Below are 14,330 nucleotides of genomic sequence, written 5' to 3'. Positions count from 1 at the left end.
GTGGCCTGGGACTTGGCGGCTTGGTAGGTAAGGTCTGTAACAGATGGATCAGGTACGAGGTTAGTCATAGTCATCTCGGAAGTAGTCTCAGAGGCAACCCCAAACTTCGGGCTTCTCACACCCGGTCGCCAGTTGCGACGACGCTGAAACGCTATCTCTGAGGTATGTACTTGCCTATCAGACGGCATCCGACTGAGGTCGTAGGATAATTCCTAATCCCTGGCAACCTGAAGCATTTGGTTTCAGGTTCAGAATCTTCTTACAGCTGATGGCCTCTTCGCGGGCACGCCCGCTCCCACAGGGACCGCACAGTATTTGAACCCTGTGCAGTACCTGTGGGAGCGGGCGTGTTCTGGTCAAGTTTTTCCGGACACCGATTACGGTGATCAAGCCGCCTGCTGCTCCATGGCTATTGGCGACAGATAGTTGTTGTAGCTGTGGAGCCGGATTCGGTTGTATCGCATGAAGAAGCTGGTCATATCCTGCCTGGCTTCTTCAATTTCCTGGTAGCCCTTGGGCGGAACCCACTCTGACTTAAGCGTCCCAAAGAAACGCTCTGTTGGCGCGTTGTCCCAGCATTGCCCCCTGCGGCTCATGCTCTGCGTTATCCCATGCTCAAGCAGCTCGGATTGGAAGCGCTGGCTGGTGTATTGGCAGCCTTGATCCGAATGAAACATCAAGCCTGGCTGCTTGCCCCGAACCCCTACCGCCATCCTCAATGCCTTACTAACCAGGTTGGCATCGTTGATCAGGGAAAACGCCCAACCAACGATCCGACGGGCGAACAAATCAATTACTACTGCCAGGTGATACCAACGTTTCCCGACCATCAAACTGGTCACATCACCGCAACCAGACTTGGTTGATCGCAGTAGGCTCGAAGTTACGTTCGAGCAGGTTCTTAGCCACGAATGCCTCGACTCCTCTGGAGCGATACTGATGCCGACGGCGCTGTCTGCTGGCCAGATTTGCTTCCTGCATGAGTCTTCCGGCCAGATACCGACCTACCTTCAGTTGCTGGGCTTTCAAGTGCTCAGAGAGCATCCTTGCGCCTGCGCTTCCACGGCTTTCAGCGTGCAATTGCACGACCTTTTCCCTGAGCGCGTCACGCTTGGTATTAGGCGCTGAACGGCGGTGAAGCCAGTCATAAAATGCGCTACCGGGATACATTCAGCACACGGCAAAGCAGGCTGGTCGGATACGCACCAGACTCTCTCAGCTCCTCGATCAGGAAAAACGATCGGGATCCGACATCAAGAGAGCTGTAGCCTTTTTTAAGATTTCAGCCTCGGCCTCCAGGCGCTTGATCTTGGCCCGCAGTTGTTGGAGTTCTCGCTGTTCGTCGCTGATCGCCTTGGTACCGGCTACTGGCTGGCCTTTTTGACGCTCTTTGCGCACCTGATCAACCCACCGGCGCAGAGCCGTAGGGCCGACGTCCATTGAGGCGCAGACGTCGGGAATCGAGCAGTTGTCATCAAGAACCATGCTTGCAGCACGTTGCTTGAACTCGCGGGTGTAGGTCTTTCGTTCTTGCATGGAAACCTCCGGATTGGGCGAATCATATCGCCCTTAAGAGGTGTCCGGGGTCATTAGGCCAGTTCAGCGTGCCCGCGAAGAGGCCATCACAGGCAACCTGGATGCTTCAGGCCACCTCAGCCCCATCATCCGGCCAATGCGGCTCGTTGGCCTCTGGCGGGGTCAGCGGTGGCAGCCCATACGCCGCCCGCGCATCGTCGCAGCTGGGGTTATGCACCCCACCCACCCACGACGCCTCGAACTCGCGGCAGGGGCTGGAACGGTTGGCATAAATGGTACAAGCCACCTCTTTGCCGATCTCGCCAGCAAGGCTGACACAGCGGCAGGGCTTGGCATCGGTGCCGATCATGGCAACGCGGGTGGGGTTGATCTGTACCACCAGGTCGTCCGGCACAACGCCCCCGGCAGACTGGCATTCGCCCCAGAAGAAGGACACACGGAAGTACCCGCAGCAGGCGCCGCAGTCAAGGCAAGGGTTATATTCGGACATGATGGCACGGAGGGAAGGTTGTTGTTATCGGGGCTGGCCCGCGGCGCCATTTTCAGTCCAAGCGGGGGCGGCTGGATAGAGGGGCAATGCAAAAAAATCTGCCGCTGATCCGGCCGCCCGTTACGGCTAGCAGATGGCCTTGTAAGTCGCAGCATCCCAACGCTGCAAAGCCAGGCCTGCGCTCGGGTCGTACTCGCCACCCTGCACCTTGCTGAAGTAGGTGCGGGCTTCGCCGCAGTGCACCAGCCGGTCGTGCTTTTCGCCCTCGGTGAGCAGGGTATAGGACGCACTGCGCATGGCCTGATACTGCTGCTCAGCCGCCGCCATGAGCCGGTGATACTTCATCAGCTGGCTGTCGCCCAAGGCCAGGCGCTTGTCCAGTTGCACACCCCAGCGGGTCAGGCAGACCTCGGCAAAATGGCGAACAATCAACCCCGGTTCCACCAGCACCTTGCCGTCGCCCGCACCATCCACCGAGGCATTACCCACCAACGTGGCATGCCTGCCTGGCATCGGGTAGACACATATCCGAGTATTGCTTGCAACTATCGGAATCACGCAAGCAAAACCCTTGGAGCGCTCATCCCGCGAGTAGAAACCTACATACTCTTTGACGTTATCAGCCAGCATTACGCGCTCGACTTGTACATTGCCGACGCCCGGCACCGGGTCGATGGCAAAGATGTTCACCGGGATGCCGCGCAACACAGGGTCCTTTGCCATGGCGTTTGCCAGCATGTGGCAACTGATCCCTCCCCTGCTCCAGCCCACCAGGTTCACCTGGGTTGGCAAGCGCGGCTTGCGGAACATACTGATGATGCGCTCCTGCAATTCCTGTGGCGTTGGATGGCGATCACCGTAGTCGTAGGTACGCCAGAACCAGGAGGCAACGGAAGACACATCCGGAATGGGTACGCCAGCGGCCTTCAGGCGCTGGTACTCTTCCTCGCTCAGCTTGGTGCGCTGCCAGCTGCTTTCGCCCCTGATCACTTGCAGCACATGGTTGACGTTTTCTTCCCAGCCGCGGCCGAACAACTGACCGGTCCAGTTGAAGTAGCCGCCGGGCTCGACGAACAGGTGGTCGTCCTGGAGGTTGCCGCTGCCGGGGCCGTCCACGGCGATCCAGTGGGCGAACTCGCGGCCCTGGTCGTTGCTGGCCAGGGTCGAGACCAGTTCGCCATTCCAGAAGTTGGGGTTGGCATCGTCGAAGCGGTGCGAGCCGGTGCCGCAGAAGTAGGCAGTGAAGACACTCATGGGGGAATCTCTTTGGTGAGAAATGAGTGCTGACGATAGGTAGGCAGATGGGTGAGATGCAGGCGGAAAGCTCGCCTTTGAGTCCGTAGGGGGCTGCTTTGCAGCCCATCGCCGGCAAGCCAGCTCCCACAAGGTCCCCACAGGACCAGAACCTTGTGCAGTACCTGTGGGAGCTGGCTTGCCGGCGATGGGCCGCAAAGCGGCCCCAATGGCCTTACTTGCGAGCCAGGCCGTCAGCCCGGAACATCTGGCGGATGCCGCGAATGGCCTGGCGAATTCGGTCCTGGTTCTCGATCAGGGCAAAGCGCACATGGTCGTCGCCATAGTCACCAAAACCAATCCCCGGCGACACGCACACCTTGGCCTCGGCCAGCAGCTTCTTGGAAAACTCCAGCGAACCCAGGTGCGCATACTCCGGCGGGATCTTCGCCCAGACGTACATCGAGGCCTTGGGGTTCTCGACCATCCAGCCCAGCTCGTGCAGCCCTTTCACCAGCAGGTTGCGGCGCTGGCGGTACTGCTCGGCGATGTCGCGCACGCACTGCTGATCGCCTTCCAGGGCTGCAATGGCAGCCACCTGCAGCGGGGTGAAGGTGCCGTAGTCGTGGTAGCTCTTGATCCGCGCCAGGGCGCTGACCAGCTCGGGGTTACCGACCATGAAGCCGATTCGCCAGCCAGCCATGTTATAGCTCTTGGACAGGGTGAAAAACTCCACCGCAATGTCCTTGGCCCCTGGCACCTGCATGATCGACGGGGCTTTCCAGCCGTCGTAGACGATGTCGGCGTAGGCCAGGTCATGCACCACCAGCACGTTGTATTGCTTGGCCAAAGCCACCACACGCTCGAAGAAGTCCAGCTCCACGCATTGGGCGGTGGGGTTGGACGGGAAGCCAAGAATCATCATCTTCGGCTTGGGGATCGACTCGCGGATGGCCCGCTCGAGCTCGTTGAAGAAGTCCACACCCGGCACCAGCGGTACCGAACGCACCTGGGCACCGGCGATCACCGCCCCGTAGATATGGATCGGGTAGCTGGGGTTGGGCACCAGCACCGTGTCGCCCTGGTCGAGGGTAGCCAGCATCAGGTGCGCCAGGCCTTCCTTCGAGCCGATGGTGACGATGGCTTCGCTTTCCGGGTCGATGTCGACCTCATAGCGTTCCTTGTACCAGTTGGAGATGGCCCGACGCAGGCGCGGGATGCCGCGCGAGGTGGAATAGCCGTGGGTGTCTTCACGCTGGGCGACCTGCACCAGCTTCTCGACGATGTGCGGCGGGGTGGCGCCATCGGGGTTGCCCATGCTCAGGTCGATGATGTCCTCGCCACGGCGGCGGGCAGCCATCTTGAGTTCGGCAGTGATGTTGAAGACGTAAGGGGGGAGACGATCGATGCGCGCAAAGCGGCGCGGCGAACCTGGGTTGGCCATGGCTTCCTCTGAGTACGTAAGCGCCCGGAACCGTCCGAGCGACGCTGGCCGATGTGGCGGCCTGGATCAGAAGATAATGCCGAAACAGGATACCTGTAAAGGACAATTTCCTGTTTTGTTATATCTTTTCAGATGTATTTTTTGAAAACCTGGGATTTATGCTTTCCTGCGCTGGCCTCTTCGCGGGCTTGCCCGCTCCCACAGGGTTACCCACAACCCCTGAGACTTGCGCCGTACCTGTGGGAGCGGGCAAGCCCGCGAAAGGGCCGGCACAGGAAAAACACCCATAAAAAAACCCCGGCGCAGAGGCCGGGGTTTTCGTGAAACAGGCAGCTATTTCAGCGTGCGTATGTCATCAGCACGTCCGCGGCAGTCTGGCTGTCCACACCCATCATCACACTCAGGGCAGTGACGGTGAGGATGGAGAAGCCGAACACCTTGCGGGCCCACTTGCTGTCGTCCTCGGCCTTGTAGCCACCCCAGGCCATGTACAGCCAGTACAGGCCCATGGCAGCTGCCACGGCCAGGTAGCCGAGGCCGGCGTAACCGCCGAGGGTAAGCATAAGGGTCGCGAGCACGAAGGCCAGCACGTACAGCACGATCTGCTTCTTCGCCGCGAGGACACCACGTGCCACCGGCAGGACCGGAATGTTGGCAGCGCTGTAATCCTTGAAGCGGAAGATGGCGATGGCGAAGCTGTGCGGCATCTGCCACAGGCTGAACATCACCAGCAGGGTAACCGCAGCCAGGTCGAAGCTGTTGCTGACGGCGCAATAGCCGATCACCGGAGGCATGGCACCAGACAGGCTGCCGACCAAGGTGCCGTGCACCGATTTACGCTTCAGCCACAGGCTGTAGAAACCGACGTAGACGATGAAGCCGATCAGCGCACAGAACGCCGACAGCGGGTTGGCCTGGACATACAGCAGGCTGAAACCCGCCACCCCGAGCAGGGTGGCGTAGGTCAGCGCGAGGGGCAGCGACATGCCGCCCTGGACCATGACGCGGTTCTTGGTGCGCTCCATCTTGTGGTCGATGTCACGGTCGATGCAGTTGTTGAACACGCATCCGGACGCTACCACCAGCGAAGTACCGATCACCACCGCCAGGAACAGGGCGAAATCCACATGGCCCTTCGAGGCAAGGAAGAAACCGCCTGCCACGGAAAGCACGTTACCGAAAATGATCCCCGGTTTGGTGATTTGGATAAAGTGCTTAACGGACATGCAGTCTTACCTCACTTGGCCAACATTTCGAAGTGGATGCTGAACATGATCCACAGCGACAGGCCGACAAGCAGAGCGATCACCAGAGTGGTGAACAGGAACGTCGAAACGTTGTTGCGTTGCTCTTTCGAGCGGTCCATGTGCAGGAAGTACACGAGGTGTACGACTACCTGGATCACGGCCATGGCAACAATGATCAGAACGGTCAGGTTCTTCGGCAGGCTTGGCGACATGGCCAGGCCGAACGGGATCGCAGTCAGGATGATCGACAGGATGAAGCCGATCATGTACGACTTGACGCTGCCGTGGTTACCTTCGTGATGAGTGTCGTGTGCGTTAGCCATTACAGAACTCCCAGCAGGTAGACGACGGTGAATACGCAGATCCAGACCACGTCCAGGAAGTGCCAGAACAGGCTCAGGCAGCTCATGCGGGTCTTGGCGGTCGGCGTGATGCCGTGCTTGTTGATCTGGTACATCATGATTGCCATCCAGATCAGGCCGGCGGTCACGTGCAGACCGTGGGTGCCTACCAGGGCGAAGAAGCCCGACAGGAAGCCACTGCGCTGCGGGCCGAAGCCCTCGGCGATCAGGTGATGGAATTCGTAGATTTCCATCGCGATGAAGCCTGCACCGAACAGGAAGGTCACAGCCAACCAGCCCAGTACGCCCGCTTTCTTGCCATCGAACATCTTCAGCATGGCGAAGCCGAAGGTGATCGAGGACAGCAGCAGGAACAGCGTTTCAACAGCTACGAAATCGAGCTGGAAAATGTCATGACCCGACGGGCCGCCGGCAAAACTGCCGGACAGCACCGCGTAGGTGGCGAAGAGCGACGCAAACAGGATGCAGTCGGTCATCAGGTACAGCCAGAAACCAAGTACGGTCATCTGGCCCGAGTCGTGGTGGTGGTCGTCATGCCCATGGTCGTGACCATGAGCAGCACCGTGCATTACTTGACTGGACATTGATTACACCCGCTCAAACGATTCGACACGTGCGCCGGCAGGCAGAGCACCTGCTTTGGCCAGCGCTTTCATGCGCTCGCCTTCGATGCGCGCCACTTCTTCGGCCGGAACCATGTAGCCCTGGTCGTCACGCGCAGCGTGGCGAACGAAGACAGCGATGGTTGCAACCAGGCTCGCGCCAACCAGCCACCAGATGTGCCAGATGAAGGCGAAGCCGAAGACGGTCAGGAACAGGCCCATGAACAAACCGGTAGAGGTGTTGCTCGGCATGTGGATCGCTTCGTACTTGGCCGCAGGCTTGTAGGCAACGCCGGCTTCCTTGGCTTCGTGCCAGGCATCCAGGCCAACCTTCTCAGGCATGTGGGCGAAGTTGTAGAACGGAGGTGGCGACGAAGTCGACCATTCCAGGGTACGGCCGCCCCATGGGTCGCCGGTCACGTCCAGGTTCTGGTTGCGGTCGCGAACCGATACGTACAGCTGGATCAGCTGGCAGGCGATACCGAACAGGATCAGCACGGCGCCGACAACGGCTACGTACAGGTAGGGTTCCCACAGTGGGTTGTCGGAGTGGTTCAGACGACGGGTCATGCCCATGAAGCCCAGGGCGTACAGCGGCATGAACGCTACGTAGAAGCCCGAGATCCAGAACCAGAAGGCAGCTTTGCCCCACTTCTCGTTCAGGGTGAAACCGAAGGCTTTCGGGAACCAGTAGGCGAAGCCGGCGATGTAGCCGAATACCGCACCACCGATGATCACGTTGTGGAAGTGAGCAATTACGAACAGGCTGTTGTGCAGTACGAAGTCAGCACCTGGTACAGCCAGCAGAACGCCAGTCATGCCACCGATGGAGAAGGTGATCATGAAGCCCAGGGTCCACATGATCGGCGCGGTGAAGCGCAGACGGCCCTGGTAGATGGTGAACAGCCAGTTGAACAGCTTCACACCGGTCGGAATGGAGATCAGCATCGTCGCCAGGCCGAAGAAGGTGTTGACGCTGGCGCCGGCACCCATGGTGAAGAAGTGGTGCAGCCATACAGCGAAGCCCAGCACGGCGATGGCGCCCGATGCGTAGATCATCGAGTGGTGGCCGAACAGACGCTTGCCGGAGAAGGTAGAAGTGACTTCCGAGAACACACCGAAGGCCGGCAGGATCAGGATGTACACCTCAGGGTGACCCCACGCCCAGAACAGGTTGACGTACATCATCGGGTTCCCACCAAGCTCGTTGGTGAAGATGTGGAAGTCCAGATAACGGTCAACAGTCAGCAGTGCGAGTGCAGCGGTCAGGATCGGGAACGAAGCCACGATCAGCACGTTGGCCCAGGTGCAGGTCCAGGTGAAGATCGGCATGTCCATCAGCTTCATGCCAGGTGCGCGCATCTTCATCACGGTGACGAGGAAGTTCACGCCGGTCAGCGTCGTACCCAGTCCGGATAGCTGTAGCGCCCAGATGTAGTAGTCGACACCCACCCCAGGGCTGTACTGAATGCCCGCGAGCGGCGGATAGGCAACCCAGCCGGTCTTGGCGAATTCACCAACGCCCAGCGAGATGTTGACCAGCAGCACGCCTGCCAGCAACAGGTAGAAGCTCAGGGAGTTCAGGAACGGGAAGGCAACGTCACGTGCACCGATCTGCAGAGGAACCGCCAGGTTCATCAGGCCGGTGAAGAACGGCATCGCCATGAAGATGATCATGATCACACCGTGAGCGGTGAAGATCTGGTCATAGTGTTCAGGCGGCAGGTAGCCTTCGGAGCCACCGGTAGCGGCAGCCAGCTGGGTACGCATCATGATGGCGTCGGCAAAGCCGCGCAGCAGCATGACCATCGCGACGATGATGTACATCACCCCGATTTTCTTGTGGTCGACAGTCGTCAACCACTCGGTCCACAAGTAGGTCCACTTGCGGAAGTAGGTGATAGCACCGACGACAGCGATACCACCGAGCGCAATCATGGCAAGTGTCACCATGACTATCGGCTCGTGATAGGGTATCGCCTCCAGGCTTAGTTTACCGAACATCTCTTACTCCTCTGCACCGGCAGCTGGTTGCATACTCGATTCCACACCCTTGGTAGTGGCCAGATCTTTGCTGCCTGCTTCTTCGTGGCTCGGACGACCGCGGTTCATGCCTTCGTACTTGTCGACGATCAGCTGGAACTGGTCAGGCGAAGCCTCGCTGTACAGCGCGACCGGGTTGTTTTCGCTTGGTTTGGCCAAGGCGTCGTATTCGGCCTTGTCCAGCTTCTTCGGCGACTGCTTGACCTCGGCGACCCACTTGTCGAAGTCTTCCTGGGAGGTGGCAGTAGCCTTGAATTTCATGCCGGTGAAGCCAGCACCGCTGTAGTTGGCGCTGATACCGTCGAACTCGCCGTTTTCGTTGGCGATCAGGTGCAGCTTGGTGGTCATGCCGGCCATGGCGTAGATCTGGCCGCCCAGGCCCGGGATGAAGAACGAGTTCATCACGGCGTCGGAAGTGACGCGGAAGTTGACCGGAGTGTTAGCCGGGAAGACGATCTTGTTGACCGTGGCAATGCCCTGCTCCGGGTAGATGAACAGCCACTTCCAGTCCAGTGCGACCACGTCGATCTGCACTGGCTTCACGTCGGAATCCAGCGGACGGTACGGGTCCAGCTTGTGGGTGGAGTGGTAGGTGAAGTAGCCCAGGGCGATGATGATCAGGATCGGGATGATCCACACCGCGGCTTCGATCTTGGTCGAGTGCGACCAGTCTGGGGTGTAGGTGGCGGCCTTGTTGGAAGCACGGTACTTCCAGGCGAAAACCACGGTCATGATGATGACCGGAATCACCACCAGCAGCATCAGGCCGGTAGCGATCAGGATCAGGTTCTTTTGCTCAATGCCGACCTGGCCCTTCGGGTCGAGCAGGGTCCAGTTGCACCCACTGAGTAAAAGCATGCCTAAAAAGGGCAATATGCCAAACAGTCTGGGGTAACGCTTTTTACTCATCTCACGACCTCTAGATCAGCTTGCTTCAATGCAATTTGTGTTTTGGTAGCCAACACTTCGTCCTGCCAAGTGCGGCATTTCGCGCCCGTACTCGCTCCTGCCCGGGGTCCGACTGCAGGACCTAGGCGTGAAGCGAGTTAGCGGTGCTTATGGTTTCGTAGGCAACAGGCCTGTACTTCAGACCAAGTCCATTTGGTGCGGGAAAACGCGGAGGGGGGTCCGCCCGGTATCGCCGTTGGGCGAAACTTGACGAAGTCAGCAAAAAGGAGCGCTGGGGCTTCCTTCAATCCTGCGACTTGCAAGCAGTGCCGAACGGAAATTGGGGGCGATTGTAGATAGGTCGCCAACCCTTGACTATGACTTATTGAGCAACAGTCTTTTACAGAATCCGTAACAATACTGCTCGGAAATTCAACTTCGCGACAGTTTGTCGCACCCCGCTTGCTAGGCCCCAAAGCCGCATTCTGCAAGGCCTCCGGGTTGATCTGGATCAAGCGGGGAGCAAATTTTCCCTCTTCTCATGCGGTGCAAAAGACCCCATGCAATTCGGGACTTTTGTCTAAGCCCTGCGTCGGTTGCGATAGATACCGAGCGGAACCAGCACGGCCGTCAGGACAAACGCCACCAACGCCCATTGAGCCAGCGACAACCCGAGGATCGGTGGGTACGGCGTGCTGCAGAAGCCGTCGACCCGGAACACCAGCGGCCAGAGCTTGGCCAGCGGGAGATCGTCCACGATCGGCTGCAGGGTGTCGATGCCGCAACTGACCATGGGGTTGGCGAGTATATACACATGGTTGCCGGCCGCAACGATTCCGCCAATGGCGCTGAGCACCACCAGTGCCTCGAAGAAGGTCAGGCTGCGGCGCCCGGGCATCGCCGCGGCAATGAAGGCGAACACGGCGATGAACAGCAGCGCATAACGCTGCAGGATGCACAACGGGCAGGGAGCCTCGCCCAGGACGATCTGCATGTAGAGGGCGCCGCCGATCAGCGAAATGCAGATCAGGCCCAACAGCACCAGAAAGCGCCGTTCCCGATTCAGGCGCGATGTTTGTTCGTTCATTGCCGGTTCCTTCGATGGATAGTGGCAGCGTGGTCCGCCTGCCTGGGCGCAAGTCTACACGCTGGGCAGGGCCTTTGAGCGTGTCGAGGAAGCGGCGTGATAGCGCTGCGCAGGGCTATCCGGTGTGGCTGAGACCGGCCGCAACGACGTCGGTTCAACGCCGGGCGGCAAAAAAACGGCTGCCGGGTGCCGCGCAGGAGCAAGCCCCTCGACACCCGGGAGTGAAGGATACCGTGATTAAAGGAGGATTAAAGATGAAAGCTGCACAGTCGCTTTCATCTCTCCTTTATATATAGGCAGGAAGGTGTGGTGCGCCCAGCGGCTGGGATGAAGGCTCTGTAAACCTGTACCGGCCTCTTCGCGGGCCTGCCCGCTCCCACCAAGTACCCCACAAGGTTTGAAGCTTGTGTAATCCCTGTGGGAGCGGGCAAGCCCGCGAAGAGGACGGTACGGGCGCTACATCACTCCAGCGCAGCCGCCGGCCCGAAGAACTCGTAGCGGCTCTGCTGCTCTGGCACACCCAGGCCCTTCAACTGGCGCTTGACCGCCGCCATGAAGCCCTTGGGCCCGAGGAAGTAGGCATCCACATCACGCGCCTGCGGCAGCCACTCGGCCAGCAGGTCCTCGCTCAGCAGGCCGACGGCATCGGCAGCGGCGCCCCCCTGCGGTTCGGCGTAGCAGTAAAAGCGCTTGAGCTGCGGATGACGCGCGGCCAGCTCGTCGATCCAGTCGCGGAAGGCATGCACGGCGCCGTTGCGCGCGCAGTGGATGAAATGCACCTCACGCTGGGTTTGCAGTGCCGCCTGCAGCATTGGCAGGGTCGGGGTGATGCCCACGCCACCGCTGATCAGCACCAGCGGCTTGTCGCTCGCCGCCAGGGTGAAATCGCCAGCCGGCGGGAACAGCTGCAGGGTATCGCCCAGCGCCAGTACGTCGTGCAGGTAGTTGGAGACCTTGCCACCCGCCTCGCGCTTGACGCTGATGCGGTATTCCTTGCCGTCGCACAGTGCCGACAGGGAATAGTTGCGGCGCTGCTCGGCGCCGTCGATGTCCAGCTTCAGGCCGATGTACTGGCCAGGCTCGGCCTTGAGCACCGGCTTGCCGTCCACTGGAGCAAAGTAGAACGAAACGATTTCGCTGCTTTCCTGTTCACGGCGTACCAGGCGGAACTCGCGGGTACCGCGCCAGCCGCCTTCGGCTTCTTCCTTCTGTTTATAAAGGTTCTCTTCCGCGCCGATCAGGATGTCGGCCAACTGACCATAGGCTGCCCCCCAGGCGTCGATCACGGCGGGGGTAGCGATTTCCTTGCCCAGCACTTCTTCGATGGCACGCAGCAGGCAGCTGCCGACGATCGGGTAGTGCTCCGGCAGAATCTGCAAGGCAACGTGCTTGTTGATGATCTGGCCGACCAGGCCGCCCAGCTGCTCCAGCTGGTCGATGTGGCGGGCATACATCAGCACGCCGTTGGCCAGGGCACGGGGCTGGTCACCGCTGGCCTGGTGGGCCTGGTTGAACAGCGGGCGCACTTGCGGGTACTCGCTGAGCATCATCTTGTAGAAGTGGGTGGTCAGCGCTTCACCGCCGCTTTCCAGCAGGGGAACGGTGGCCTTGATGATTGCACGTTGTTCGGCATTGAGCATTGCAACAACTCCTGAGCCTGTGGCTTCAAATGACTGCCACGGCTGTTACAGCAATCGTGCCAACTTTTATCAGCAGCAAAATCAGGGGTTTGACACAGGTCATGTCAAAACGACCCACCTCGACGTATAGTCAAATCGACTAACGGGAGTCCATATGACCACAAAACCGCTGCTCACCACCCTGCTGCCGCTGGTCAGCGACCTGTCACGCGACCTGCCCGACCAGGAACGCTATCGCCGCCTGCTGCAGGCCATGCGTGGGTTGCTGCCCTGCGATGCCGCCGCGCTGCTGCGCCTGGACGGCGAGTGGCTGGTGCCGCTGGCAGTGGACGGCCTGAGCCCCGATACCTTGGGCCGGCGCTTCCGGGTCAGCGAGCACCCACGTTTCCAGATCCTGCTCAGCAGCCCGGAACCCACCCGCTTCGCCAGCGATTCCGGGCTGCCCGACCCTTACGACGGCCTGGTCAACGCCCCTGATGCCAACCTGGAAGTCCATGATTGCATGGGCTGCCCGTTGATGGTCGACGAGCGCCCTTGGGGCCTGGTAACCCTCGACGCCCTCACCCCGGGGCAGTTCCAGAGCCTGGAGCTGGGCGCCCTGCAGGCCTTCGCCAGCCTGGCCGCTGCCACGGTCACCGTGGCCGAGCGCATCGAACACCTGGCCCTGCGCGCGGAAGACGAACACCGCCGCGCGGAGATCTACCGCCAGGCCAGCGGCCAGGACAGGGAGCTGATTGGCCAGAGCCCTGCACACAAGCGCCTGGTGGAGGAAATCCGCCTGGTCGGTGGCAGCGACCTGACCGTGCTGATCACCGGTGAGACCGGCGTCGGCAAGGAGTTGGTGGCCCAGGCCTTGCACCAGGCCAGCAACCGCGCCGACAAACCATTGGTCAGCCTCAACTGTGCCGCCCTGCCTGACACCCTGGTGGAAAGCGAACTGTTCGGCCATGTGCGCGGCGCCTTCACCGGCGCCCATGGCGAGCGCCGCGGCAAGTTCGAGCTGGCCAATGGCGGCACCCTGTTCCTCGACGAAGTGGGTGAACTGCCGTTGGCGGTGCAGGCCAAGCTCTTGCGCGTACTGCAGAGCGGCCAGTTGCAGCGCCTGGGCTCGGACCGTGAACACCGGGTGGATGTGCGCCTGATCGCCGCCACCAACCGCGACCTGGCAGCAGAAGTACGCACTGGCAACTTCCGCGCCGACTTCTATCACCGCCTCAGCGTGTACCCACTGCATGTGCCACCGTTGCGCGAGCGTGGGCGAGATGTGCTGCTGTTGGCCGGCTACTTCCTCGAACAGAACCGTTCGCGCCTGGGGCTGAACAGCCTGCGCCTGAGCAGCGAGGCCCAGGCCGCGCTGCTGGCCTACGACTGGCCGGGCAACGTGCGTGAACTGGAGCACCTGATCGGTCGCTCGGCGCTCAAGGCACTGGGCCAACATGCCGACCGGCCCCGCATCCTCACCCTGGCGGCCGTCGACCTGGACCTGCGCGCAACGACAACGCCCGGCACCCCGCCCTCCCCTGCCGTGCCCTTGCCGGCGGCACCGCTATGCGAAGGAGGGCTGCGCGAAGCCGTCGACGACTACCAGCGCCAGATTATCGAGGCCTGCCTGCAGCGGCACGAAGAAAACTGGGCAGCGGCTGCCCGGGAGCTGGGGCTGGACCGCGCCAACCTTAGCCGCCTCGCCCGTCGGCTGGGCCTGCGCTGAGCTGAAACGGCGGCGCCCCTGTGGGAGCGGGCGCGCCCGCGAACACCGGC

The 14,330-nt window shown here is 60.7% G+C and carries 14 protein-coding genes; 1 reads left to right on the top strand and 13 read right to left on the bottom strand.

From position 1 onward, the window contains the following. Positions 1–386 precede the first annotated feature (386 nt). The 13 genes from QIY50_15080 to hmpA all read right to left on the bottom strand — a co-directional run bounded on the left by QIY50_15080 (position 387) and on the right by hmpA (position 12,572). Positions 387–842 carry an IS3 family transposase gene (locus tag QIY50_15080; protein ID WGV18776.1) on the bottom strand — a complete coding sequence of 152 codons (456 nt, stop codon included), beginning with the start codon at positions 840–842 and terminating at the stop codon, positions 387–389. A gap of 1 nt (position 843) precedes the next feature. Next, positions 844–1,086 (bottom strand): IS3 family transposase, encoded by a 243-nt coding sequence (locus tag QIY50_15075; protein ID WGV18775.1) that lies wholly within the window; start codon positions 1,084–1,086, stop codon positions 844–846. 141 nt (positions 1,087–1,227) lie between these two features. Beyond that, complete coding sequence (locus tag QIY50_15070) at positions 1,228–1,536, bottom strand: transposase (protein WGV18774.1); 309 nt, start codon at positions 1,534–1,536, stop codon at positions 1,228–1,230. Between the two features lie 106 nt (positions 1,537–1,642). Beyond that, positions 1,643–2,026 (bottom strand): YkgJ family cysteine cluster protein, encoded by a 384-nt coding sequence (locus tag QIY50_15065; GenBank protein ID WGV18773.1) that lies wholly within the window; start codon positions 2,024–2,026, stop codon positions 1,643–1,645. A 126-nt stretch (positions 2,027–2,152) separates the two neighbouring features. Then, entirely contained in the window at positions 2,153–3,280 is a 1,128-nt protein-coding gene (locus QIY50_15060) for a hypothetical protein (protein WGV18772.1), read from the bottom strand. Positions 3,281–3,494: 214 nt separating this feature from the next. After that, entirely contained in the window at positions 3,495–4,703 is a 1,209-nt protein-coding gene (gene alaC, locus QIY50_15055; GenBank protein WGV18771.1) for an alanine transaminase, read from the bottom strand. Positions 4,704–5,041: 338 nt separating this feature from the next. Continuing rightward, the gene (gene cyoE, locus QIY50_15050) at positions 5,042–5,929 is read right to left on the bottom strand and encodes a heme o synthase (protein ID WGV18770.1); all 888 of its coding nucleotides are present in this window, start codon (positions 5,927–5,929) and stop codon (positions 5,042–5,044) included. Between the two features lie 11 nt (positions 5,930–5,940). After that, on the bottom strand, positions 5,941–6,273 hold the full coding sequence (gene cyoD, locus QIY50_15045; GenBank protein ID WGV18769.1) for a cytochrome o ubiquinol oxidase subunit IV: 333 nt from the start codon (positions 6,271–6,273) through the stop codon (positions 5,941–5,943). Continuing rightward, entirely contained in the window at positions 6,273–6,896 is a 624-nt protein-coding gene (cyoC, locus tag QIY50_15040) for a cytochrome o ubiquinol oxidase subunit III (GenBank protein ID WGV18768.1), read from the bottom strand. Before cyoC ends, cyoD begins: the two co-directional genes overlap by 1 nt. 3 nt (positions 6,897–6,899) lie before the next feature. After that, a complete protein-coding gene (cyoB, locus tag QIY50_15035) occupies positions 6,900–8,918 on the bottom strand; it encodes a cytochrome o ubiquinol oxidase subunit I (protein WGV18767.1) in 2,019 nt (672 codons plus the stop codon). A gap of 3 nt (positions 8,919–8,921) precedes the next feature. Next, entirely contained in the window at positions 8,922–9,866 is a 945-nt protein-coding gene (cyoA, locus tag QIY50_15030; protein ID WGV18766.1) for a ubiquinol oxidase subunit II, read from the bottom strand. Positions 9,867–10,425: 559 nt separating this feature from the next. Further along, positions 10,426–10,932 (bottom strand): disulfide bond formation protein B, encoded by a 507-nt coding sequence (locus QIY50_15025; GenBank protein WGV18765.1) that lies wholly within the window; start codon positions 10,930–10,932, stop codon positions 10,426–10,428. Positions 10,933–11,393: 461 nt separating this feature from the next. After that, positions 11,394–12,572, bottom strand: a complete 1,179-nt coding sequence (hmpA, locus tag QIY50_15020; protein ID WGV18764.1) for an NO-inducible flavohemoprotein — start codon at positions 12,570–12,572, stop codon at positions 11,394–11,396. Between the two features lie 154 nt (positions 12,573–12,726). Between hmpA and norR the strand changes: the two genes are divergently transcribed. Further along, complete coding sequence (norR, locus tag QIY50_15015; protein ID WGV18763.1) at positions 12,727–14,280, top strand: nitric oxide reductase transcriptional regulator NorR; 1,554 nt, start codon at positions 12,727–12,729, stop codon at positions 14,278–14,280. The last annotated feature ends 50 nt before the right edge of the window (positions 14,281–14,330 follow it).

Source organism: Pseudomonas putida, from assembly GCA_029953615.1.
Taxonomy (GTDB): domain Bacteria; phylum Pseudomonadota; class Gammaproteobacteria; order Pseudomonadales; family Pseudomonadaceae; genus Aquipseudomonas.
This window is presented reverse-complemented; position numbering and strand designations above follow the sequence as displayed.